The organism is Campylobacter sp., assembly GCF_017646085.1.
Taxonomy (GTDB): domain Bacteria; phylum Campylobacterota; class Campylobacteria; order Campylobacterales; family Campylobacteraceae; genus Campylobacter.
Genome location: NZ_JAGCNF010000083.1, coordinates 1 through 24,050, shown reverse-complemented (window position 1 = coordinate 24,050; position 24,050 = coordinate 1). Strand labels below are relative to the sequence as shown.

Here is a 24,050-nt window from a genome sequence, read left to right as displayed (position 1 = left end):
CTTGCTAAACTTACTAACCCAACCTATAGCGAGGCTAGGCTAGCACTTGGATTTTTATATCAAGAAGTTGGAAATATTGATGCAGCTATCACGCAGTATAGTGGATTAGGTGATAGCAAATATCAAAGCCAATTTTTCACCTTTAGGCTAGAATAGTTATCTAATCTGGCCTTGACCTCTAATAATATATTTATAGGTCGTTAGTTCATCTACGCCTACAGGACCACGTGCGTGCATTTTACAGGTGCTAATACCAACCTCTGCGCCAAAGCCAAACTCTCCACCATCGCTAAATCTAGTTGAGGCATTTGCATAGACGCACGCACTATCAACACGGCTTAAAAATTCCTCACAAGCAGCATAATCATCGCTTATAATCGCTTCGCTATGTCCACTACTATATTCATCAATATGATCTAGCGCCTCATCTAAACTACCTACAATTTTTAAATTCAGCTCAAAATCTAAATACTCATTATAATAGCTTTTGTCTGTGGCTTCAAGGCAGTTTATTATATTAACACTCTTTTGACAGCCGTGAATTTTTACACTAAATTTATCAAGTCTAGCTTTTAATAGTGGCAAGAAATTAGCAGCAATACTCTCATCAACTAGCACACACTCAGCAGCATTGCAAACACCTGGACGAGAACATTTAGCATTTACGCAGATATCTAATGCTTTTTGAATATTTGCAGCCTTATGAACATAGATATGACAGACTCCCTTATCATGTTTTAATACAGGCACAGAAGAGTTAGCACTTACAAATTTTACCAGCCCCTCCCCTCCTCTAGGAACTACTAAATCTATATATCTATCCATTCTAATAAACTCTAGCACCTCATCTCTACTAATGTCAAAATACTCTATACAGCCACCATACTCACCTAGGCTATTTTTAATTATACTTGCAATGGCTAAATTTGAGTTTATAGCCTCTTTACCGCCCTTTAATGCACAACCATTAGCACTTTTAATAGCAAGAGCAGCTACTTCAGCTGTGACATTTGGTCTAGATTCGTATATCATAGCAATCACCCCAAGAGGCACACTGATTTTTTCTATCTTTAATCCGCTTTTAGCACTCCAACCATCGTGAATTTTACCAATTGGATCTTTTAACATCGCTATATCTCTAATCCCATCTGCAAGAGCCTTTATTCGCACTTCATCTAGCTTTAATCTATCTTGCAAAGCTGGACTTAAATTCTTAGCATTTTGTAAATCTATTGCATTAGCTTCTATAATTTTAGCTATATTATTTTCTATTGCATCAGCTATTTTTTGTATTAAATTTGCTCTTTGGTTTTGATTTAAAATTTGCAATTTTTTAGTAGCTTTTTTTAACTCTTTTAGTCTATTTTCCATATTTTTACTCGCTTAATTTTTAGCTATTATATTAGCAAGTTTTTATTAAATTTACCCTTTTATCCGCTCTAAAAATTTTTGTAAATTACCGCTTTGACCTATGCGATATAGAGCAAAATCATATTTAATTGGATCATTTGGATCAAATAAAAATAGATTATCAGTAATCTGCTTAGCTGCTTTATAATCATAGCTTTTACGACTACAAAGGCCGATTGCTTGAGCTACTTTGTGAGTGTGTGTATCAAGCGGTAAGATTAAATTTGATTTATTAATATTTTTAAATAATCCAAGATCAATATCACTATCTCTTACCATCCATCTAAGCCACATATTATAGCGTTTATATGGGCTTTTAGGTTCAGTTTTAAACTCCTTACCAAAGAAAAACTCATACCCACTTGAGCGGTACTCATTAAGCCTATAAAATTCACTAATAAGCATATTTATACCATAAATAATAGCACTATTTTGAGAGCCTTTTTGTATTATATTTTCTAAATCCAACTCTCTTTTAGCTTTTGCCATCGTTACAAAAATTTGCGCCACATCTAAGCTATTTTGAAATCTATAGATATAGTTTTTCTCTAAAGTAATATCTAAAATATCCTTATCGCTTAAGCTTAAAATATTAAAATCCAATCCACTTAAAAACTTTACAATTGCCCTAGCATTACCATAAGCAAAAAGCGCACAAATAAGCGTTATTACTGGATCGGTTTTAAATTTAGTAGCTACTTGAAGTGGATCAGCAGCGCTATAAAGGCCATTTGTAGTATTTGCCCTAGAGAGTTCATCATCTAGGGCGAGTTTTAGTCTATTCATTACTGTTTTACAGATAGGAGCGTATTTAGCATCTGATCGACTGTAGTTATAATCTTTGCTGCTGCACCATAGCTACTTTGGAAGCGAATTAAATTTGATAATTCTTCATCAATATTTACCCCGCTAATGCTTTGATGCTCAGCAAATACACTAGCGTGAAGAGATGTATTGGTACTATTTAGCGCAATTACTGATTCAGTTCTACCAGCGATATCTGATGTTAAATAGCGATAATATCCACTAATTGTCTCATTTTTTATACTGCCATCTTTATTGATAAAATCTACTTGTTTAGTTTGTAGCAATACCATCTCATTTGCCATAGTATTATCGCCATCTATTGGAGCTTTGCTACCTTTTATTTTAGAACTATCAGCTCTTAGACTTTGTTCAACTTGCATATTTGATGCTTTAGTTCCTTCAAAGAACTGACTCATACCAAATACACCAGCAAAATTTGTCCCATTATCTTCAATTGAGATTGTATATTCGCCCTCAGCACCTTTTGGAATAAAGCCTAGTTTTCCCATTCCTATTTTTGGGTCAAATGTATAAATCGCCTCAAAATAATCATCTAAATCATCATTTGTATTATTATTGCCATTACCATCGACATTTGAATTAAACTGCGAAACGATTGATGTTCCTTGTGTTGTATCATTCATAGTAGTTGATGCATCGATATTTATAGATTTTCTAGCGACCTCTTTCCCTGAGGCATTATAGACAACTACATCAAAGCTCCCACTTTGTACATATGAGCTATAGTTTTGTAGCGTCATATCCTTATCCATATCTTTTAAATCTATACTATGCATCTTATCTTGAGCTGATAGTGCATAGATATTGTTAGTATGGACAATCATAGTTTGAGCAAATGTATCAAGGTTATTTCTAAAATCAGTAATAGTTCCATCCATAAAGTCACCATGCTCATCTACATTTCTACCACGCAAATCAAGCATAGCACCTAACTTGCCATTGGTGATTTTATTACTCATTTCTATTCTAGTTTCATCATTTAACTCATAATATATAGTAGCAAATCCATCTTTAGAAGCCTGCGTATCTAGCTTTAATGGGTGAAAATTTACCCCTTCAACAAGCGTTATACCATCAATTGCTAGAGTATAATCTTTGCCTTGGTCAGTCATTGCGCCACCATATCTACTATCAGACATAATATCATTTTTAAATGTTGAGATATTGACTAAATTTGCCATTGTAGATTCTAACTGGTCCCTTTTATCTCTTAGATCATTAGCATTCACTGAGCTACTTTTACTCTCGACTGATTGAATTTGCTTGTTTATATCTGCTATTTGCTGACCTAAGCGATTTATCTCCTCTACTGCTAGTACAATATCATCATTTATACTTTTATGTATAGTTTGTAGCTGAAGTGCAGTATCATTTACCCTATGAGTTAGCGTATTTGTAATATTTAATAAATTTTCTTTTTGACTAGACTCATATGAGTGAGAGGCAAAATTATTCCACGCTTGATAGTAGTTTTGGATATCATTTAGCAACCCTGTATCTTGCAAATCTGGAAATCTTTGAGTAATCTCTTTTAAAATATCCTCTTTATAAGATGTGCACTCTTTATTTGATGATGCAGTTTTTAGTTTAGTAAAGGTAAATTCATCATGAATCCTTATAATCGTATCAACTCTAGTTCCAAGCCCAATATCGCCAGGAGTTGCATGAAGCGGATCAGCAGCTGATTGGACCACCCTTTGGCGAGTATAGTAATCGCTATTTACATTGGTGATATTTTGCCCTGTTACTTGAATTTGAATTTGAGCTGCATTTAGACCGCTCACGCCTGTGTATAAAGAATCAAAAATTCCCATATCAAATCCTTAATTTTAGTAGTTTTTCAGCATCTGCTAGGCTAGATTTTGTCCCATCTCCATATGAGCTTGGATTTTGTGCGCCTAGCATCGTCTTTAGTAGTGAGTCGTAGAATTCTTTGACCACAACTACTGATTTAGCATACTCTTTATTAACTTTTTGGAGAGTTTCTAATGAGTCTCTTAATTGAGCTAATCTATCTTTTATCTCATCAGATAATATACTAGCTAAATCTGTACCGGCATTAGCTTGAGCAAGTTTAACTAATTCATTATCAAGCTGAGATTTAGTTTTTTCAAATTTTCGGACTAATTCGGTTTTTTTCTTGCTGTGGTCATCTACATGTGAGTGGTCAGCTTTTTGAATATTTTCTATATCTTGCTTAGTGATTGCTATTAATTCACCAAGCTCCGATATAGCCTCGTCTAGATAGTGTTTTACCATATTTTGCTCCTTTGATTACTCAAAGAAGCAGTTAAATTTAGACCAAAGAGTCTGCGATTTTTTTAGAAAGGGCGTCTATATCTACTTTATACTCGCCTTTTTGTATCATCGCAGTTAGCTCTTTTATCTTAGAGTTACCACTACTTTGAGTTTGTGTTAATTGTTCGTTTTTTTTCTCTTCGTTTTTTGGTGTTACGATGCTATTATAGATAGCACCTGCTTTTATAGAACCTATCATCGTAAATCCTTTTTAGCGATATTTTACAATAGCTAAATCGGAAATTTTTAACTTTTATTTAGGCTCTCTCTTTTAAAAAATTATATAACAACTCAGAAAATCCAAATCCACCACTTAGCGCCTTACTCATTGCATCATTATACATAGAGTTATAAATCTTATCGCCTGGATCTTCTGGAAATAGCGGATTTTCATTTTTTAATGCAATATCTAAAACCTCCTTAACCAAAAACGCCTCAAAAGCATCAGTTTGCTCTCTAAGCGCTACATCATCAACAGGTTTTGTCTTGCCTATATTTTGCGTACTTGCAGCGTTATATGCGCTAAGTGCTGCGCTTGTATCTACTCTCATCATATCACCTCCACGCCAGCTTGGATCGCTCCGGCTCGTTTTAAATTCTCAATAATTGCTATAATCTCTTTTGGTGTTGCGCCTAGCTTATTTAACGCCCTTGTGATATTAGCTACTGTGATATTTCCTTGATTCATTTTAATTGTATTTGTATTAGCATTAATCGCTACATTACCGATATCTACATCACCAGCAGCAGGTGCAGCCGGATCAAATCCGCTTCCATCAATCTGAATCGTAATAGCACCATGAGAGATTATAACAGGCTCAACCTTGATATTTATGCCGCTTATTACCGTACCTGTACGCTCATCGATTATAATCTTTTCTTCAGCCTTATAGTGCATATCGGTCTCTAACACGCTAGCTAAAAACTCCACCATACTAATACCAGATGGCTTGGTTAAAGTAATAGTTCTAGGATCAAGCGCCATTGCCGAACCAGCGCCAAATTTAGATATGATAGTATTTTGCATATCTATTGCAGTTTGAAAGCTTGAGTTTTTTAGACTTAAATTTGCATTTGGTTTATTATAGATATCATATACGACCTCTTTTTCAACCAAAGCGCCACTCATTATAGTTGCAACGGTTGGATGATTTCCACCCTTTGCAGTCGAGCCACCAAGTGTTAAGGCGCCTTGAGCTAGAGCGTAAATATCACCATCAACACCCTTAAGCGCTGTAAGCAAAAGTGTTCCACCAATTAAATTTTTAGCATCACCAATGGAACTAACTGTAACATCTAGATTATCACCTTGACGAGCAAAAGGAGGAAGCTTTGCTGTAACCATAACAGCAGCTGTATTTTTAGATTTGATATCATCTGGATCGACTTTGACATTGACCGTTTGAAGCATATTTGATAGCGATTGAATGGTAAATTCGCTACTACTACCATCGCCTGTGCCATTTAAACCAACAACCAATCCATAACCGATAAGTTGGTTATCACGAACACCTACAACACTAGCTAGCTCTTTAATCATAGCAGCCTGTGCGCTAAGTGCCATAAATAATGCTAGAAGCAATATTTTGATCGCTTTCATACAAGTCCTTTATTTGTAAATTCAAATAATTTCTTGTGTTTAAAGCAATTTTTATTCCAAATTTAATAGGGTTGATTATCTTATATAGAAATTTATTTTAATACTCTTTTAGCGTGGCAACAAAGTCGCCACTAAAGAACCAAACACTAAAGCCCCACTGGCGTGGGGTTCTGTTATGTAAAAGCTCAAAGTCTTACTTAGGATTTACAGTATCTTTATACATCGCCTTACCGCCAGCGATCTCTTTAATTACTATTGAGCGCTCTGCGTTGCCTTTTTTATCGATATTTATTATACCTGATACACCTTCAAAGTTTTTGCTCTTTTTGATCTCTTTATTTACACACTCTCTATCAGCACCATCAGCGCAGCGATTCATTGCATCTACCATCAAGTAGTATGAGTCAGCACCAAGCGCTGTAAATCCAGGTACATTGCTATCTCCATTTTCTTTAGCATATGCTTCTACAAAGGCTTTTGATTTAGCTGTTGGTGGGTTTGAGCTATCAAATGCATCTGTATATAAATATCCATTTGATGCATCACTAGCAAGCTCAATAAATGTATCATTTGATACACCATCACCACTAGCAAATTGCGATTTTACACCTATTTGTCTAGCTTGGCGCACTAATAGTGCAGCTTCTGGATGATAAAATGGCATATATACTAAATCAGGATTTAAGCTATTTATCTGTGATACTATCGCTTTAAAATCTTTATCGCCACTACTGATTTTTAGCTCTTTTAATAGCTTTCCACCTTGTTTTTCAAACTCTTTTTTAAAGGCTCTTGCTAAACCAATTGAGTATGATGTAGATTGATCTACTACTAGCACAGCTGTTTTCATATTTTGACTTACTGCCCATGAAGCAAAGCTAATCCCTTGGAATGAATCCATAAATGTAACTCTAGCACCGTATTTAGCACGATCTAACAGCTTATCAGCTGTGGCAGCTGGAGCTATCATAGGCACCTTTTTTTCATCTGCGATTTGTAATACTTGTTGAGTATTACCAGTAACCATTGCACCGATTAGACCGCTTACTTTATCTTCGCTTACTAGTCTTGTAGTAGCTGTAGCTGTCTCTACTTTATCGCCTTTATTATCTACTAATACTAAAGTAATAGTATCTCCATTTTTTAGTGTTGGTTCTAATTTATTAGCTAGTTTGATACCAGCCCATGCTGTTTGACCATATGCTGCTACTGCACCGGTGATAGGTAGGACTACGCCTATTTTGATCTCTTTAGCAGCAGCTGAGCTAATAGCCACCGCAGCAGCCAAAGTAATTAATGAAAGCTTTTTCATTTGTATCCTTTATATATTTTATTATCTTACTACAAAATTTTGATTTATAAAGCAAGATTTTATCTAAATTTGACTTTAATAAATTTGAATTTATGATTAGGTTTAGATGATAAATAGTATAAATAGAGCCTAGCTAAAGCTAAGCTCCTAAAAAGATTAATTAAAAGTTATATCTAGCCTCAAGTCTTAGATGCTTGGTATCTTTTTTATTTTTATTGTATTGATCAGCATCGATATATGAATACCAAGCTTTGAAATTTAGTTTTTTACTATATTTATAATCTACTCTAGCTACTGCCTCATATGCATCTGCATTAAGTGCTTTGCCATTTATAATTTCACCATCAACCCTAATACCCACATAATCAGCGCCTACTCTTATTTTATCAGCAAATGTATAACCAGCTGTAATAAAGTAGATATTTGCATCATAAGCAAATTTTGTATAATCTAGCAGATCTTCACCAGCTGTGATAAAGCCCCCTTGATCCTCAAACGAGATTAAAGAGATACCATCACCATGAGTATATAAATTCACATACCCTACACTACCATCAAAGCCAAATGCTTTAGCACCTAACTCAACAGCTAAGAATGTAGCATCATCTAAGCGATGATCTTTATCGCTCTCACCATCATAAATAGTATTTGCCCACATACTTGAAGCAGCTGCTTGAGCTTGCAAGCTTAGATCTACATCACCAAAATTTAAGCCTACTGTTACATCAGCAGCATATAGCTGAGCTACGCTATCAAGTGCAGCATACCATACTTGGAAGCTAACTGGGTCATACGAGCCAATAGCAGCTACGCTATATAAATTTTTATCATATATATTAGCATAATGATCAACCCCGCTTGGACGGAATATAAAACTACCTAAACCGATATCTTCATCATTTTGTAAGTTATCAAACGCCATACCAACTAGAGTTAATCCGCTAATATCGCTATTAAGTAGCTTGATACCAGTTCCTACCATATCATCAGTGAAGAATGTACCTAGAACTTGGCGACCAGCCATAAGAGTAGTATTACCAGCTGTATATCCTAGGTAAAATTGACGAACATTGAATGTTTGGCCAAATTCATCATAGCCATTATCATCTTGACCAACCATTGTTCTAGCATTAGCTCTATCACCTGAGTTATCAACGCTATCATATCTAAAGCCAATAACACCAAAAAATCTATCATCTAAAGCAGCTTTAAAATCAATATCAGATGTAAATCTATGCGTACTATCTGTGTTATTACCTGTTCTTTGACCTTCTGGATCTTTTGTATTTGTGCTATCATATCTATATCTTGCATATCCTGTTACATCTACATTTTTGATAGCCTCTTCAAGTGATACAGCACTTGCTAAATTTGCTAAAGCACCTGCAGCTATTATTGAAGCTAAGCTTAGTTTAACTAATTTCATTTTATCTCCTTTGTGCTAATTTACTCTAGGTAGCTACCTTGATTAGTCGGGGTAGTTTTGATATTTTCATTTTCATCCTCATCAATAGCAAAGGCGTTATCACCTTTTAAATATGCTATTATATGGCCTAAATCTTTTAGACTCATCCTAACAGCAATAGGTCTCATTATATACTTTAATCTACCGCCATACTGAGCATCACCTCTATATCCAGCCATTGAGTCAGCTATATCATCTCCACTCATATCGCTTAGCCTTTGTGAGACTGACATAGCCCTTTTAGTACCTTTTTGGCCGTGGCAGGATTGGCAGTTTTTCTCATATAGCTCTTTACCTTTATCGCTATTGTAGCTAGCGCTTTTATTTATACCGATATTTATAAATCTATCATCTTCATCATCAAATTTAGATGATTGCTTATTGCTATTTTCATATACTTTTACGCTTAGATTGTTATCTTTGGCGTGTTTTTCTACTAGGGCTTTTAGCTCCTTGCCAAACTCTCCATCAGCTTCTATTATATAGCTATCATTTGCAGCTATTAGGTTTGAGGCTATTAGTAATGGTATCACCCATTTTGTTATTTTCATTTTTTTCCTTTTGTTTTAATATACTATTATCAATTTATTATTATTACAATTATAAGCCATTGCAAAATTTTAATCAGTAATTATAAGGTATGATTTTATCTAAATTTGACTTTAAGAAATTTGAATTTATTTAGTATTTTTTACCCTTTTGTAATTATAAATTCTATTATCCAAATCGCAAAAAATCACACTATAAGCAAGCATAACAATATTTTAAAAATAACTTAGGATATAATCACGCTTAAGGGTTTGCCACAAGGTCCGACCCTTGTGGCAAATTTACGCCCTAAAAGGAGCGATAATGAAACCACAATTCATTATTGTTGTTATTATACTACTTTGTATAATAGCTGTCAAGGCTTATTAGTCTTGAGCCTCGCTTATGCGGGGCAATAATGAATTACCTTGTGGTAATTTCTGACTACTTTTATTCAAATTTTTACTCAAATTTTATAAGAAATCTGCAATATTTTATATTTTTAAATCAATTTTAGCCATTTTGGTTTGTAATGATTGAAATTTATAAAGCTATATGAATTTAATGGATAAAAAGTATAAAAAAGGGAGCCTAGCAAAGGCTAGACTCCTGTGAAGATTTAAGATAAAACTCTATAATTAGAAGTTGTATCTAGCTTCAAATCTTAGGTGTTTAGCATCACTTTTACCATTGTCTCTATCAATGTATGAGTACCAAGTTTTGAAGTTTAGTTTTTTGCTGTATTTGTAGTCTACTCTAGCTACTGCTTCGTATGCATCTACATCTTGTGTAAAGTCAGGGCTAGAACCTTCACCAGCTACATAGTCAGCACCTACTCTTACTTTATCAGCAAATGTATAGCCAGCTGTTACGAACCAGTATTTATTATCACCTGCAAATGCTGTGTAGTTTAGTAGATCTTCACCAGCATCAATAAAGCTTCCTTGATCTTCAAATGAGATTAGAGATATGTGATCAGTATCAAATTGTACATAACCTACGCTACCATCAAAGCCAAATGCTTTAGCGCCTAATTCAGCAGCCCAGAATTTAGCGTCATCTAAATCAACAGCTGTTCCAGTACCATAATACGCAGCTTTATTTGCCCATAGAGATGAGCCAGCAGCTTGAGCTTGTAGGCTTAGATCTACATCACCTAGGCTAGCGCCTACTGTTACATCTAATGCATATAGTTGAGCTACGCTATCAAGTGCAGCATACCATAGTTGGAAGCTAACTGGATCATATGAACCAATAGCAGCTGCACCATATAGGTTTCTATCAACAACTAATTCATTACCTTTTGATCCAATAAATACACCTTTTTCTGGTGCACCATTCTCACTATAATAACCTAGTGTACCAATATCGCTATCAGCTTGTAGGTTATCAAATGCTACAGCAGCTAGAGTTAGACCGCTGATATCGCTATTAAGCAGTTTAATACCAGTACCTACCATATCATCAGTAAAGAATGTACCTAGAACTTGGCGACCAGCTGTAAGAGTAGTATTACCAGCTGTATATCCTAGATAGAATTGGCGAACATTGAATGTTTGACCAAATTCTTGATTACCTTCATCATATACGCCTACATTTGTTTGAGCGTCAACTCTCTCACCTGAAGCATCAACGCTATCATATCTAAAGCCGATAACGCCAAAGAAGTTGTCATCTAGAGCAGCTTTGAAGTTGATATCAGATGTAAATCTGTGTGCGTTATTTGTACCAGTATTATTATCTTTGCTATCAAATCTATATCTTGCAAAACCTGTTACATCTACATTTTTAATAGCTTCTTCAAGTGATGCAGCACTTGCTACGCTTGTTAAAGCACCTGCAGCTACGATTGCAGCTAAGCTTAGTTTAACTAATTTCATTTTATCTCCTTGTAAAATATTGGATTGAGAATTGTAATGGTTTTTTACTTAATGTTTACTGAATTTTTGCCAAATTATTACCGATTATTTACCAAATTTTACTCTTTTTAGGATTTTAATGATTTAAGCAGCAAATAGGCTATAAAATAGGGGTGCTACCCTATGACATATCCCCATAACACAATTATACTATATAATCTGCTAATTTTTTAAACTCTTCTACTAATTGCCTTTTTAAAAATCGCTCCATAGGGGCTAAATTTGTCTATCTTATCGCAGGTTTGTTCTAAACTCTCATTATCCTTTAAAGAATTTAAAATCAACTCCATAATCATAACCGCATCTTTTGGATCGATATGGGCGGGGCATTTTTTAGCGTGTGTGTAGTGAGTGTGTATTTTAGTAATAAGATCGCTATTTTTAATCTCGACAATTGCAGTCTCAAGAGGAAGCTTTAAAAACATTCGTTTTTCTTTAGGATTTACCGATAGATAAAACATATCAAGGCCGTAAATTTTCTTATCATATGAATCAAAAAAATATATAGATTTATTAAGATTGTCACGAAAAGTAACAATCATCAGTTCTAGAATTTGAATTTTCTGCTCTTTTGTATAGAAATTTCCAATATTTGCAAAGCAAAATTCCAACAAAGACTTAATACTATACCACTCAGCCGCCCCAAAACTATATGCACGCATCTTTAGGCCACGCTTTTTGCGATATTGTGCAGCTTCATCGCTATCAAAATCTTTATAAACACTACTAGTTACAAAATCTCTATATGCTGGATTTGGAAATGTCGGGTGTAAAATCAGAGAGCCTTCATTTTCATTTTCATAAATATACTTTAGCAAATTCTCATAACCATCATCAATAAGGCGTAAATCTCCATCATCAAGCCCATCAATATAACGATAAAATTCACTCTCATCGCACTCCCAAATATCTTTACTATAACGAAAATGGCTACAAATAAGCGATTTTACCTCATCGCTTGGGGATTTTTTATCGCTATTTTCTATCCATGATAGTAAAGTTCGGCGATCTTTCCCCAAAATTGTTGCAAATTTACTCATTGATAGCTTAGATTTTTCAAATATTATTATAAATCTCTCCATCGCATTTAGCATTTTAACCTCCATATTTTATAAAATGTTACTAATCGTAACACAATAAAAAATTTAATCAAATTTTACGCAAATTTTATCTCAAAATTCTTGCTAAATTATGCAACATTTTAACTAAATTTTGTATAAATTTTGTGCAATTTTCAAATTTTATGAGCATAAATTTACAAATTGTAACAAAATTTACCATTTTAATTTACTTTTTAAACCCTTATAATTGCACTAACGAAGCAAGAAAGGATTAAAATGAGTCATAGCCCTTATCAAGAGTCTTATGAATTCTCTATTAACGAACCAGAAAATTTCTGGGCGCAGGCTGCTCAAAAGGTTCATTGGTACAATGAGTGGGACAAAGTCCTAGATGATAGTGGTGAGCATTATAGATGGTTTGTAGGTGGTTGTATGAATAGCTGCTACAACGCTCTAGATCTACATATTCACAATAATCGTGGCGACCAACTAGCCTTGATATACGACTCGCCTGTAACTGATACAAAGAAAAAATATACATATAGACAGTTGCGTGATAGAGTTGCTAAGGTTGCTGGAATTTTAACCAATAAAGGCGTAGTAAAAGGCGATAGAGTTGTAATATATATGCCTATGATTGCTGAGGCTGTTATTGCTATGCTAGCGTGTGCGAGAATCGGCGCTATTCATAGTGTTGTATTTGGTGGATTTGCTGCTCATGAGCTAGCTACTAGGATTGAAGATGCTAAGCCAAGAGTTGTAATAAGTGCTAGCTGTGGTATAGAAGTAAGCAATATCATACCATATAAGCCAATATTAGATGAAGCTATCAAGCAATCATCTCATAAGCCAACAACCTGCCTAATTTGGCAAAGACCACAATATAGGGCAAATATGCTTCCATGGCGTGATATTGATTGGGAGAGTGAAGAAGAAAAAACTAAAGGCGTAGATTGTGTACCAGTTTTAGCTACTGATCCACTCTATATTCTATACACTTCAGGCACAACTGGATCACCTAAGGGGGTTATTAGATCAAATGGTGGCCATAGTGTTGCTATGAAGTGGTCGATGGATAATATTTATAATGCTAAGCCTGGTGATGTATTTTTTGCAGCTAGTGATGTAGGCTGGGTTGTAGGTCACTCATATATAGTTTATGGGCCTTTGATGAATGGCTGTACTACTATAGTATATGAAGGCAAGCCAGTTCGCACACCAAACCCTGCGGCATTTTGGAGAATTGTAGATGAGTATAAGGTAAATGTACTATTCTCAGCTCCTACTGCCTTTCGTGCTATTAGAAGAGAAGATGCCAAAGGTGAACTCATTAAAAACTATAATTTAGATAGTCTTAGAGCTATCTTTGTAGCTGGTGAGAGATGTGATAGCGATACACTAAAATGGATAATGAAAGTAACAAAAAAACCAGTAATAGACAACTGGTGGCAAACAGAAACTGGCTGGGCAATAGTAGCTAATCCATTAGGCTTAGAAGAGATGCCAATCAAACCAGGAAGCCCTACAAAGCCAATGCCAGGATTTAATCTAAAAGTTCTTGATGAAAATGGCAAAGAGTTAGGACCAGGCAAAAAAGGCGCTTTATGTCTTAAGCTTCCACTTCCGCCAGCGTGTTTAATGGGAATTTGGGAAAATGATGAGAGATACAGAAAGGGTTATTTAGATCATTTTAAAGGATATTACCTAACAGGTGATACTGGCTATATAGATAAAGATGGATATGTATATGTCTTAGGCAGAATGGATGGAATTATCAATGTAGCAGGCCATAGGCTATCTACTGGAGAGATGGAAGAGATCATATCTAAACACCCTGATATTGCTGAGTGTGCAGTAATAGGTGTAAATGATGATCTAAAAGGTGAGGTTCCAATGGGTTTTATCGTGCTTAAAAAAGGCATAGAGCGAGACCATAGAGGAATTGTAGATGGCGCTATATCTCTAATCCGTCAAGAGATAGGTGCGGTAGCTAGCTTTAAGCTTGCATGTGTAGTAGATGCATTGCCAAAAACAAGAAGTGGCAAAATCCTACGCAAAAGTCTAAAAGAGTTAGCTGATGGTGTCGAATGCAAAATACCAGCTACTATAGAAGATGCTAGTGTATTAGACCATTGTAAAGAGGTTATTGCCACGCTTGGTTACCCAATAATAAAGGAGAAAAAATGAGTATAAAAAGTCCAGGTAAAAGTTTTAGAGAAGCTGTAAATTCAAATAGTCCGCTTGCTGTCTTAGGCGTGATAAATGCTTATAGCGCACTACAAGCTACAAAACTAGGCGCAAAAGCTATATATCTCTCAGGTAGCGGTGTAGCAAGTGCTAGCTATGGTCTGCCTGATCTTGGAATTGTAGGCCTTGAAGATGTTTTAATAGATGTTAGAAGAATCACATCAAGGGTTGAGACTCCACTTTTAGTTGATGTTGATACTGGCTTTGGTGGGGCTTTTAATATTGCTAGAACTATTAAAGAGCTAATCAAAGCTGAAGCTGCTGCTTGTCATATAGAAGATCAAGTAGCTCAAAAACGCTGCGGACATAGACCAAATAAAGAGCTTGTAAGTATAGCAGAGATGACTGATAGACTAAAAGCTGCATTAGATGCTAGAACTGATGAGAACTTTGTAATAATGGCAAGAACTGACGCTCATGCTATGGAAGGACAACAAAAAGCCCTTGAGCGTGCCCTAGCCTATGAGGCAGCTGGAGCAGATATGATATTTGCTGAGGCAGTACATACGCTACAAGAGTATCAAGAGTATACAAAAGCGTTAAAAGTGCCAGTTTTAGCAAATATAACTGAATTTGGTAAAACTCCGTACTTTACTCAAAGTGAATTAGCAAGCGTAGGTATAAAGCTAGTATTATATCCACTATCAGCTAATAGAGCGATGAATAAAGCAGCAGTTGAGGTATTTAATAGCATTATTAAAAATGGTCACCAAAAAGATGTATTAGATATTATGCAAACTCGTGAAGAGCTATATCAAATGCTAGATTATTATGAATTTGAAAACAAACTAGATCAACTATTTGCAAAGGATAAAAAATGAGCATAAGCGAAGCAACAAAAAAACAAGGCGGACTAGCTGGAGTTATAGCTGGTGAGAGCGCAATATGTACATGTGGTACTGGTAATGGACTTAATTACTATGGATATGCTATAGAAGATCTTGCAGAGCATTGCGAATTTGAAGAGGTTGCATTTTTACTTCAATATGCTAAACTTCCAAATACTATAGAGTTAAGTGAGTATAAAAGCAAGATTATAGCAGCTCGTGCCTTAAGCCCAGAGCTAAAAGCTATGCTAAAGCTCATTCCAAAAGGCGTTCATCCAATGAATGTCTGCCAAAGTGCTGTGGCACTACTTGGCACACTTGAGGCTGAAAAAGAGGATTTTAGCGATCAAGATGAGAAGATTATAAGATTACTTGGTGTGCTTCCTAGTGTAATTTGCTTTTGGCATAATTATATAACTAATGGAGTTGAGATTGAGTTTGCAAGTCAGCAAGATACAATTGCTGGATATTTCTTAGAAAAACTTCATCAAAAAACGCCACCGGCTGAATTTATCAAAGCAATGCACTGTTCATTAATTCTATATGCTGAGCATGAATTTAACGCTTCTACATTTACTGCTAGAATTTGCTCTTCTACAAAAAGCGACATATTCTCAGCAGTTGCTGGAGCTATTGGGGCGCTTCGTGGGCCGCTTCATGGTGGGGCAAATGAGGCTGCATTTGGGCTAATTTCTAGTTTTGATAATGTAGAAGAGGCTATAGCCGGAGTAAATGATAAACTAGCAAATAAAGAGCTTTTAATGGGATTTGGACATAGGGTTTATGGACTTGGAGGTGATCCTAGAAATGCAGTTATTAAAAAATGGTCAAAAGCACTAAGCAACGATCATAAGCTATTTGCAATTAGCGAGGCAATTGAGAATGTAATGAAAGAAAAACGCCCTAGCCTACCACCAAATGCGGATTTTTATAGTGCTTCGGCGTATCATTTTATGGGAATTCCAACTGAATACTTTACTCCGATTTTTATTATGAGTAGGGTTAGTGGTTGGTGCGCTCACATCAAAGAACAAAGAGCAAATAATAAACTAATCCGCCCAAGTAGCAACTATATTGGGCCAGAGCCAATGAAATTTATACAAATACACCAAAGATAAGGAGATAAAAATGAGTAATATGGGAATATTAGAGGCTAAACGCCCTGAATTTGATGAGTTACTAAGCAAAATCGCAAAATATGCTGATAGCTTTGAGATTACTAGTGAACTAGCATATGAAACTGCTAAATATACTATGATTGATGCGCTTGGTTGTGGTATTTTAGCACTTAAATATCCAGCTTGTACTAAGCTGCTTGGCCCTAGCGTTGAGGGTGCTGAGTTTCGCCCACTAGGAAGCAAAATTCCTGGTACATCATATCAGCTTGAACCTATCCGTGCAGCCTTTAATGTGGGTGCAATGGTTAGATGGCTAGACTATAATGATACTTGGCTAGCAGCTGAGTGGGGACACCCAAGCGATAATCTAGGCGCTATTTGGGCGGTAGCTGACTATGTAAGTCGCAAAAATTTATCACAAGGCAAAGCTCCGCTAAAAGTTAAAACTGTTTTAGAAGCTATGATAAAAGCACACGAAATTCAAGGCGTTCTAGCACTTGAAAACTGCTTTAATAAAGTTGGTTTAGATCATGTTTTATTAGTTCGTATCGCTTCAACTGCTGTTGCTGCTAAGCTTCTTGGCTGCAATTATGATGAGATTCGCAACGCAGTATCAAATGCATTCATAGATGGTGGCGCACTAAGAACATATCGCCATGCACCAAATACAGGTAGCCGCAAAAGCTGGGCAGCAGGCGATGCATCTAGTCGTGGCGTGGATCTAGCATTAAAAGCAAAAAGTGGTGAAATGGGCTATCCATCTGCACTTAGTGCGAAATTTTGGGGATTTGAAGATGTTAAAATGAAAGGCCAAAAACTAGTAATACCACAAGAATTTGGCTCATATGTAATGGAAAATGTATTATTTAAAATCAGCTTCCCGGCTGAATTCCACGCTCAAACTGCGGTTGAATGTGCTATGGCACTTCATAACGAAGTAAAAGATCGCCTAGATGATATCGAAAAAATCGTTATCACTACTCAAGAATCAGGCCATAGAATTATCAATAAAACTGGAGAACTAGCAAACCCAGCAGATCGTGACCACTGCATTCAATATATGGTAGCAGTTCCTTTGATATTTGGCAGACTTGTAGCTGATGATTATGAAGATAGCGTAGCAAGCGATCCACGCATAGATGCTCTAAGAGATAAAATGGAGGTTGTAGTAGATCCAAGGTATACAAAAGAGTATCTAGATAGCGATAAAAGAAGCATTGCTAATGCAGTTGAGATTTACTATAAAGATGGCTCAAAATCTCAAAAAGTAGAAGTAGAATATCCAATAGGCCACAAAAGAAGAAGAGATGAAGGTATTCCACTACTAAAAGCAAAATTTAAAGCAAATCTAGCTACAAGATTTAGCCCAAAAACTTGCAAAATTATAGAAGATTTAGTAAATGACCAAAGAGCTTTAGAAAGCTATAATTTTAACGAATTTAGCGATCTATTTTGGCAAGGTTAAAAAAAGGCCTAGGAGAGATCCTAGGCTATAATTTTTAAATTCTACTAATAAATTTACCACCAACTCTAGATCCAAATTTACCTTATAAAACCACTAAATTTAACCCAAAAAAATTTAACTAAATAAAACATCGCTAAAAATATAAAAAATTTAATTTCAATATTATTTAATCAATTTTTGGGTATAATCCTTGACTTTATTTTGCCTATACAAAGGATATTTTGATGAGTGCAGCCAAAGAGATGTTTGCGCAAATTGAAGAGCTATTTCGTGAAAATGCAAAAAGCTATGTAACATTTGAGCAGTTAGTAAGACTATTTGACAAAGCCCCAACCGCAGGACTGATCAAAAAGATAGAATCACTAGCTGAATTACACAAAATTCAGCTTATAAGCGCTGTCGAAGCTGCTAAGCAAAAGACCATTCAAGAAGCAAAAAAATCCGCTATAACAGACCCGCAAAAAGCTAGCGAAGCTAATTTAGAGGATGAGTTTGACCTAAGTAGCGAGAGCGATCTACTTGAGTGGAGTCGCTCAGATAGCCCTGTTCGTATGTATCTGCGTGAGATGGGACAGATCCCACTTCTTAGCAAAGAAGAGGAAATTGAAATTAGTAAAAAAATCGAACTAGGCGAAGATATTATCATTGATGCATTTTGTTCTGTTCCATATCTAATTGATTTTATCTTAGACTATAAAGAGCCATTAATCAATAGAGAGCGTCGTGTAAAAGAGCTATTTAGAAGCTTTGATGAAGAAGAAGCTGATGAAGAAAATGACGATGATATCGAAGAGGATTACATAGAAGATGATGAGTCAAATGAGATACAAAAACAGCCTAAAAAGCTTGATAAAAGAGCTGAAAAGGTAATAGAAAGTTTCAAAGCATTAGAAAAGGCCAAAAAAGATTGGCTAAAAATCGCTTCAAAACAAAATATCTCTATAGAAAACGAAGTTGATCTAAGTGCAAAACTAAATTTAACATTCAAAAAAAAGGTCTTAAAAGACAAGCTAATGGATTTGGGCCCAACTAGTAAATTAATCAATGAGATTGTAAAATCTATTGAGACAGCATTAAAGAGTGATACAGATTTTGATAAAGAGCTAAAAAGACTAGAGTATAGACTACCAATGTTTAGCGCTGAGCTGAAAAAAAATCATCAACAAATTCTAAAAGATATCACTAAATTAAGCAAAGAAGATGTAATAGCTAGAGTTCCAGAAGCTACGATGGTATCTACCTATATGGAGATTAAAAAGCTATTTCAAACTAAAGAAGCTAGTAAAACAGGTTTTAACCTTGATCCAAAAGATCTAAAAAATATCCTAAATCAGATCAAAAAAGGGAAAAATATTAGCGATGATGCTAAAGCCAAAATGGCTAAATCAAATTTACGTCTAGTAGTAAGTATCGCTAAAAAATATACCAACCGTGGTTTGCCATTTTTAGATCTAATCCAAGAGGGCAACATCGGCCTAATGAAAGCCGTAGATAAATTTGAGTATAAAAAAGGCTTTAAATTCTCTACATATGCTACTTGGTGGATACGACAAGCTATTAGCCGTGCTATCGCTGATCAAGCTCGTACGATTAGAATTCCAATCCATATGATTGAAACTATTAACCGAATTAATAAGATAAATAGAAAATATGTCCAAGAAGAAGGCAAAGAACCAGATGTTTCAATTATTGCTAAAGAGGTTGGCCTAAGTGTTGATAAGGTCAAACAAGTTATAAAAATCACAAAAGAACCTATCAGCCTAGAAGCTCCAATAGGTAGCGAAGATGATGGTAAATATGGTGACTTTGTAGAGGATAAAAGCTCTTTAAGCCCGATGGAAGCAATATTAAAAGCTGATTTAAAAGAACAGATTGATGAGGTTTTGGATCAGTTAAATGATAGAGAAAAAGCTGTAATTAGAATGAGATTTGGTCTATTAGATGATGAGAGCGATAGAACACTTGAAGAGATTGGCAAGGAATTAAATGTAACTAGGGAGCGTGTTAGACAGATTGAGAGTTCAGCTATTAAAAAACTAAAACACCCAAAAGTTGGTCGCAAACTAAAAAACTATATTGAGGGGTAAATTTGCAAGGGTTGTGTGCTTTGAAATTTAAATCACTATGCCAAAGAATTAAATTTAAAGGCTCTACCCCCCCCTATACGCTAAATTCTAGGGGTAAAATATGCTAAACTCAGCTCACAAAATACTAAGCCAAAGCGCTAAGGCTGTACCGCAAAAGCTAGCATTTATCACACCTAGTGACTCTATAACTTATATTAGCCTAGATGAGAAAAGTAGCGCCCTAGCTACACAAATTTTAAATTTAAATATCAATAAATCACCAATTTTAATAATCCTACCAAAAGGAATTGAGGCTATTATTAGCTTTTTTGGAGTGTTAAAAAGTGGTAATTTTTATACTATAATAGATGAAAATATGCCACTTGAGAGAATCAATAAAATAATTCGCACACTCTGCCCTACTTTGCTTATTACTAGCAAGGATTTAGCGCTAAATTTGGATTTATTAACCATTTTTATTGATGACTTACCAGATTTTAAACCTGATCAAACCATTTTAAATAGTGTTAAAATTATTGATACAGATTTAGCCTATACGCTATTTACTAGCGGAAGCACTGGTGAGCCAAAGGGCGTTAGTATCAGCCATAAAAGCCTAATAGATTTTACCATTGCTTGTGTGAATGATTTAGCAATCGATGAGAGTCATATAATCGCTAATCAAGCGCCATTTTATTTTGATCTTAGCGTCTTTGATATTTATGTAAATTTATTTGCTCGTGCAACGGCTCATATTTTGCCTAAATCTATCTTTGCCTTTCCACTTCACGCACTTGAATATCTACAAAAAAATAGAGTAACTACTATAATCTGGGTGCCTAGCGTTTTAGTATATTTTGCAAATTCAAACGCCTTAAATAATCTAAACTCTAGCCTAAAAATGATAATTGCCTGCGGTGAAATGATGCCAACTAAGCAATTAAATATATGGATAAAAGCCATTGCAAATGCTAAATTCTATAACCTTTATGGCCCTACAGAATCTACTCTAGCAAGCTCATACTATATGGTTAATAGAGAGCTTAGAGATGATGAAATTTTACCAATTGGTAAGGCTTTTAGCAATACTGAACTTTTAGTCTTTGATGAAGATATGAAACTTATTACTAAACCAAATATAAAAGGCGAGCTATACATCAGAGGTTCAGGTCTAAGCCATGGCTACTATAATGACCCAGTTAGGACAGCTAAGGCTTTTATCCAAAATCCTTTACAAAGTAGCTATGCTGAGCCAATCTATAAAACTGGTGATATCGTAGCATATGATGAATTTGGTGATTTGATATATTATGGTAGACAAGATTCGCAAATTAAACTCAATGGCTTTAGGATTGAACTTGGCGAGATTGAGACTGCACTTGGGGCGCATCCTGATATTTATAGAGTTGCATGCATTTTTAAAGATTATCAAATCATTGCATTTTATGAGAGTACTAATGTGATTACGAATTTAAAAGAATTTTTAAAATCAAAACTCCAAGAGTATATGATCCCACGCAAATTTATTCATAAAAGTAAATTTAAACTCAATCAAAATGGAAAAATTGACAAGGAAGCGCTAAAAAATGAGTGAAGCTAAAATTTTATTAAATGAGATTGGTAGAGATGATATTAGCGATGATAGCTCAAATTTACTAGATTGTGGGCTAATTGATAGCGTTGATATTATCTCTTTAGTCGCTGCGATGGCGGCACGATATGGGAAGGATTTAGATGCAAAGTTTTTAAGTGCAGAGAATTTCCAAAGTATCGCTGCATTAGATAAGATGATAAAAGAGGCATATGGAGTATAAAATGGATTATAAAAAAGAGTATATTTACGCCCCAAAGTGCTATGAGAGTTGCGCTGGGTATTGCTGTGCTGGATTTACTAATGAAAATTTTAAGCTAATTCGCTCAAATTTCATAGCTTTACCACTTTTTGATATAGAGTATCAAGAGTATCTAAAAGCAGGCGCTATAGATGGTATGGAAGTAGCTAAAAAAAGCGAGAAATTTAGATTAAAAGGCGGTCAAACTATCACTCTACACTGGCTTCACTGTGATAAAAAGGGGCTTTGTAATCCTCACGCCAATCGTCCATTAGTTTGCAAGCTATATCCGATCTTACCTAAAGTTAGCCCAAATGGTGAGATTTTAGGATTTTTTAATGGGACGATTTTTGATCTATTCTTTAGTGATAAATCTCATCCTTGTACTCTTATAAGGCAAAATAGACAAAAAACTCAAGATATGCTAAAAACCAATTTAAAAGATCTTTTAAAAGATCCAAATTATATATTTATATTTATGGCAGCAAATATCGCAGTAGAGCATTTGCAAAACTATATAAAAGCTAAATTTGGCACATATATCATTGATGATATCGCACCTAATAAGTTAGCTGAGTTTTGGAATGAAGTGGAGATGGCAATGGTGCTTAGACGTGCGTGGAATACGCATGAATTTGCCTCTGATATAGAAAAAGCATATAAAAGCGTAGCCCAAATTTGGGGTGAGTTTTTACCAATTGAACCATGAATTTAGATGAAAAACTAAAAAAATCTGAGCGCCTAGAGAGTCGTCCGACTTACTATATAACTGAGTATATTTGGCGAGTTTTGATAATCAAAAGATTTATCTTGCTTCCACTCTTGCATACAGCTATTACGCCAAATTTAATTACAATCTTTGGTATGGCTTGTGCTTTGCTAAGCTTTGCTTTGCTTTATAATGGATATAATGTTCTTAGTGGGATTTTTTATCTTATTTATAGCCTAGCTGATCATACAGATGGAATGCTTGCTAGGCTTAGGGGGCAAAGTAGCACTTTGGGTCATTATATGGACTATGTTAGTGATTATATAGCGTGGTTTGGTTTAATAGTTTTGGCTGGATATTTATATGATATTAATGCTTTTTTAGTGAGTTTTATATGCGTTATTTTACTTTTTCATCAGCAATTTTGTAAGCATTTTATCCATGCTCATCTAAAAAAGCTTAAAAATATTCACCGATTTGGGTTAAAAAAGTGGCTTTTAGAGCGTGGATTTTTACTCGGGATTGATGCGAGTTTATTAGCTTGGATTTTAGCCTTTGGGGTATTTAGCGGCGAGTTTGAAATTTGCTTTTATATCCTTGGGGTGATATATATTTTAGATATCATTTATAGACTTTTTGAGTTAAATTTGAATTTAAAAATACAAAAAAAATTAAGGGGGGGGGTAGATGGACTTTAAAGACAAAACCTATATCATAACTGGTGCCACATCAGGTATAGGTAAATGTATAGCTCGTACTCTAGCTAAAAAGGGTGCTAGACTCTTATTGCTTGGTAGGGATATTAAAAGATTAAATTCACTCAAAAATGAACTAAGCTTAATAAGTCAAACCAGTCATAATGTAGCAGTCTTTGACTCTAATAATTTAGATAGTATTGAGAGCGCTGTGGCTGAATTTGCTAGTAAATTTAAACTAAATGGCTTTATTCATAGTGCTGGAGCTCTCAATCCAATGCTACTGCGTGATCTAAATTTAGCCAAAATGCATGAGCTGATAAATATAAATCTATTAACATTTTTTGCGCTTTCAAAATCTGCACTAAAGCATAGCAGATATATCAAGGGGGATACTAGTATAGTAGCTATTAGTTCTATGGCTGCATTTGGTGCTGAGCCTGGTCTAAGCGTATATAGTGCTAGTAAGGCTGCGCTAAATTCAGCTGTACGAAGTTTGGCTAAAGAGTATTCTAAAAAAGGAGTTCGCATAAATGCTGTAGCGCCATTATTTGTCAATACACCGATGTATGAGGGCTTTACTAGCGAATTTATATCTAAAGAAACTCAAGATGAACGATTAAAAGAGATAATGCCACTTGGGTTGATTGAGCCTAGTCAAGTTGCTGAT

22 protein-coding genes are annotated in these 24,050 nt (G+C 35.1%); 10 read left to right on the top strand and 12 right to left on the bottom strand.

The window, feature by feature from the left end:
• Nucleotides 1-156: 156 nt before the first annotated feature.
• From J6V67_RS04640 to J6V67_RS04585, 12 genes are all read right to left on the bottom strand, one after another.
• A complete protein-coding gene (locus J6V67_RS04640) occupies nt 157-1,371 on the bottom strand; it encodes a glutamate-5-semialdehyde dehydrogenase (RefSeq protein WP_291859464.1) in 1,215 nt (404 codons plus the stop codon).
• Nucleotides 1,372-1,422: 51 nt separating this feature from the next.
• A complete protein-coding gene (locus tag J6V67_RS04635; protein ID WP_291859461.1) occupies nt 1,423-2,196 on the bottom strand; it encodes a TIGR02757 family protein in 774 nt (257 codons plus the stop codon).
• A complete protein-coding gene (flgK, locus tag J6V67_RS04630) occupies nt 2,196-4,052 on the bottom strand; it encodes a flagellar hook-associated protein FlgK (RefSeq protein WP_291859459.1) in 1,857 nt (618 codons plus the stop codon). Before flgK ends, J6V67_RS04635 begins: the two co-directional genes overlap by 1 nt.
• Before the next feature lies 1 nt (nt 4,053).
• Entirely contained in the window at nt 4,054-4,497 is a 444-nt protein-coding gene (flgN, locus tag J6V67_RS04625; protein ID WP_291859456.1) for a flagellar export chaperone FlgN, read from the bottom strand.
• 37 nt (nt 4,498-4,534) lie between these two features.
• Complete coding sequence (locus J6V67_RS04620) at nt 4,535-4,735, bottom strand: flagellar biosynthesis anti-sigma factor FlgM (protein ID WP_086224076.1); 201 nt, start codon at nt 4,733-4,735, stop codon at nt 4,535-4,537.
• A gap of 58 nt (nt 4,736-4,793) precedes the next feature.
• Nucleotides 4,794-5,087: a rod-binding protein gene (locus J6V67_RS04615; protein WP_291859451.1), complete on the bottom strand. Its 294-nt coding sequence runs from the start codon at nt 5,085-5,087 to the stop codon at nt 4,794-4,796.
• Nucleotides 5,087-6,136 carry a flagellar basal body P-ring protein FlgI gene (locus tag J6V67_RS04610; RefSeq protein WP_291859448.1) on the bottom strand — a complete coding sequence of 350 codons (1,050 nt, stop codon included), beginning with the start codon at nt 6,134-6,136 and terminating at the stop codon, nt 5,087-5,089. Before J6V67_RS04610 ends, J6V67_RS04615 begins: the two co-directional genes overlap by 1 nt.
• 193 nt (nt 6,137-6,329) lie before the next feature.
• On the bottom strand, nt 6,330-7,448 hold the full coding sequence (locus J6V67_RS04605) for an ABC transporter substrate-binding protein (protein ID WP_291859445.1): 1,119 nt from the start codon (nt 7,446-7,448) through the stop codon (nt 6,330-6,332).
• A gap of 160 nt (nt 7,449-7,608) precedes the next feature.
• Nucleotides 7,609-8,874, bottom strand: a complete 1,266-nt coding sequence (locus J6V67_RS04600; RefSeq protein WP_291859443.1) for a major outer membrane protein — start codon at nt 8,872-8,874, stop codon at nt 7,609-7,611.
• A gap of 20 nt (nt 8,875-8,894) precedes the next feature.
• Nucleotides 8,895-9,464 carry a c-type cytochrome gene (locus J6V67_RS04595; protein ID WP_291859440.1) on the bottom strand — a complete coding sequence of 190 codons (570 nt, stop codon included), beginning with the start codon at nt 9,462-9,464 and terminating at the stop codon, nt 8,895-8,897.
• A 615-nt stretch (nt 9,465-10,079) separates the two neighbouring features.
• Nucleotides 10,080-11,321, bottom strand: a complete 1,242-nt coding sequence (locus J6V67_RS04590; RefSeq protein WP_291859437.1) for a major outer membrane protein — start codon at nt 11,319-11,321, stop codon at nt 10,080-10,082.
• A gap of 209 nt (nt 11,322-11,530) precedes the next feature.
• Nucleotides 11,531-12,454 carry a hypothetical protein gene (locus tag J6V67_RS04585; protein ID WP_291859434.1) on the bottom strand — a complete coding sequence of 308 codons (924 nt, stop codon included), beginning with the start codon at nt 12,452-12,454 and terminating at the stop codon, nt 11,531-11,533.
• A 237-nt stretch (nt 12,455-12,691) separates the two neighbouring features.
• Here J6V67_RS04585 and J6V67_RS04580 point away from each other — a divergent pair, with 237 nt between their 5' ends.
• The 10 genes from J6V67_RS04580 to J6V67_RS04535 all read left to right on the top strand — a co-directional run.
• On the top strand, nt 12,692-14,608 hold the full coding sequence (locus J6V67_RS04580; protein ID WP_291859467.1) for a propionyl-CoA synthetase: 1,917 nt from the start codon (nt 12,692-12,694) through the stop codon (nt 14,606-14,608).
• Nucleotides 14,605-15,489: a methylisocitrate lyase gene (gene prpB, locus J6V67_RS04575; protein WP_291859431.1), complete on the top strand. Its 885-nt coding sequence runs from the start codon at nt 14,605-14,607 to the stop codon at nt 15,487-15,489. Before J6V67_RS04580 ends, prpB begins: the two co-directional genes overlap by 4 nt.
• Entirely contained in the window at nt 15,486-16,613 is a 1,128-nt protein-coding gene (locus tag J6V67_RS04570; protein WP_291859428.1) for a citrate/2-methylcitrate synthase, read from the top strand. Before prpB ends, J6V67_RS04570 begins: the two co-directional genes overlap by 4 nt.
• A 10-nt stretch (nt 16,614-16,623) precedes the next feature.
• Nucleotides 16,624-18,078 (top strand): 2-methylcitrate dehydratase, encoded by a 1,455-nt coding sequence (gene prpD, locus J6V67_RS04565; RefSeq protein WP_291859425.1) that lies wholly within the window; start codon nt 16,624-16,626, stop codon nt 18,076-18,078.
• A gap of 224 nt (nt 18,079-18,302) precedes the next feature.
• Nucleotides 18,303-20,165, top strand: coding sequence for an RNA polymerase sigma factor RpoD (gene rpoD / locus J6V67_RS04560; RefSeq protein WP_291859423.1), 1,863 nt, complete (start codon nt 18,303-18,305; stop codon nt 20,163-20,165).
• A 100-nt stretch (nt 20,166-20,265) separates the two neighbouring features.
• Entirely contained in the window at nt 20,266-21,738 is a 1,473-nt protein-coding gene (locus tag J6V67_RS04555; protein ID WP_291859420.1) for an amino acid adenylation domain-containing protein, read from the top strand.
• Nucleotides 21,731-21,958 carry a phosphopantetheine-binding protein gene (locus J6V67_RS04550; RefSeq protein WP_291859416.1) on the top strand — a complete coding sequence of 76 codons (228 nt, stop codon included), beginning with the start codon at nt 21,731-21,733 and terminating at the stop codon, nt 21,956-21,958. Before J6V67_RS04555 ends, J6V67_RS04550 begins: the two co-directional genes overlap by 8 nt.
• Nucleotides 21,948-22,685, top strand: a complete 738-nt coding sequence (locus tag J6V67_RS04545; protein WP_291859412.1) for a hypothetical protein — start codon at nt 21,948-21,950, stop codon at nt 22,683-22,685. The genes J6V67_RS04550 and J6V67_RS04545 overlap by 11 nt, the downstream gene beginning before the upstream one ends.
• Nucleotides 22,682-23,383, top strand: coding sequence for a CDP-alcohol phosphatidyltransferase family protein (locus J6V67_RS04540; RefSeq protein ID WP_291859408.1), 702 nt, complete (start codon nt 22,682-22,684; stop codon nt 23,381-23,383). The genes J6V67_RS04545 and J6V67_RS04540 overlap by 4 nt, the downstream gene beginning before the upstream one ends.
• Nucleotides 23,373-24,050: SDR family NAD(P)-dependent oxidoreductase (locus J6V67_RS04535; protein ID WP_291859405.1), on the top strand; the 678-nt coding region annotated here is incomplete at its 3' end. The genes J6V67_RS04540 and J6V67_RS04535, both read left to right, overlap by 11 nt.

What these genes read in the sequence shown, in the direction of transcription:
- J6V67_RS04640 (WP_291859464.1), bottom strand. Translation starts at nt 1,371, where the DNA reads ATGGAAAATAGACTAAAAGAGTTAAAAAAAGCTACTAAAAAATTGCAA.
- J6V67_RS04635 (WP_291859461.1), bottom strand. Translation starts at nt 2,196, where the DNA reads ATGAATAGACTAAAACTCGCCCTAGATGATGAACTCTCTAGGGCAAAT.
- flgK (WP_291859459.1), bottom strand. Translation starts at nt 4,052, where the DNA reads ATGGGAATTTTTGATTCTTTATACACAGGCGTGAGCGGTCTAAATGCA.
- flgN (WP_291859456.1), bottom strand. Translation starts at nt 4,497, where the DNA reads ATGGTAAAACACTATCTAGACGAGGCTATATCGGAGCTTGGTGAATTA.
- J6V67_RS04620 (WP_086224076.1), bottom strand. Translation starts at nt 4,735, where the DNA reads ATGATAGGTTCTATAAAAGCAGGTGCTATCTATAATAGCATCGTAACA.
- J6V67_RS04615 (WP_291859451.1), bottom strand. Translation starts at nt 5,087, where the DNA reads ATGAGAGTAGATACAAGCGCAGCACTTAGCGCATATAACGCTGCAAGT.
- J6V67_RS04610 (WP_291859448.1), bottom strand. Translation starts at nt 6,136, where the DNA reads ATGAAAGCGATCAAAATATTGCTTCTAGCATTATTTATGGCACTTAGC.
- J6V67_RS04605 (WP_291859445.1), bottom strand. Translation starts at nt 7,448, where the DNA reads ATGAAAAAGCTTTCATTAATTACTTTGGCTGCTGCGGTGGCTATTAGC.
- J6V67_RS04600 (WP_291859443.1), bottom strand. Translation starts at nt 8,874, where the DNA reads ATGAAATTAGTTAAACTAAGCTTAGCTTCAATAATAGCTGCAGGTGCT.
- J6V67_RS04595 (WP_291859440.1), bottom strand. Translation starts at nt 9,464, where the DNA reads ATGAAAATAACAAAATGGGTGATACCATTACTAATAGCCTCAAACCTA.
- J6V67_RS04590 (WP_291859437.1), bottom strand. Translation starts at nt 11,321, where the DNA reads ATGAAATTAGTTAAACTAAGCTTAGCTGCAATCGTAGCTGCAGGTGCT.
- J6V67_RS04585 (WP_291859434.1), bottom strand. Translation starts at nt 12,454, where the DNA reads ATGCTAAATGCGATGGAGAGATTTATAATAATATTTGAAAAATCTAAG.
- prpB (WP_291859431.1), top strand. Translation starts at nt 14,605, where the DNA reads ATGAGTATAAAAAGTCCAGGTAAAAGTTTTAGAGAAGCTGTAAATTCA.
- J6V67_RS04570 (WP_291859428.1), top strand. Translation starts at nt 15,486, where the DNA reads ATGAGCATAAGCGAAGCAACAAAAAAACAAGGCGGACTAGCTGGAGTT.
- prpD (WP_291859425.1), top strand. Translation starts at nt 16,624, where the DNA reads ATGAGTAATATGGGAATATTAGAGGCTAAACGCCCTGAATTTGATGAG.
- rpoD (WP_291859423.1), top strand. Translation starts at nt 18,303, where the DNA reads ATGAGTGCAGCCAAAGAGATGTTTGCGCAAATTGAAGAGCTATTTCGT.
- J6V67_RS04555 (WP_291859420.1), top strand. Translation starts at nt 20,266, where the DNA reads ATGCTAAACTCAGCTCACAAAATACTAAGCCAAAGCGCTAAGGCTGTA.
- J6V67_RS04550 (WP_291859416.1), top strand. Translation starts at nt 21,731, where the DNA reads ATGAGTGAAGCTAAAATTTTATTAAATGAGATTGGTAGAGATGATATT.
- J6V67_RS04545 (WP_291859412.1), top strand. Translation starts at nt 21,948, where the DNA reads ATGGAGTATAAAATGGATTATAAAAAAGAGTATATTTACGCCCCAAAG.
- J6V67_RS04540 (WP_291859408.1), top strand. Translation starts at nt 22,682, where the DNA reads ATGAATTTAGATGAAAAACTAAAAAAATCTGAGCGCCTAGAGAGTCGT.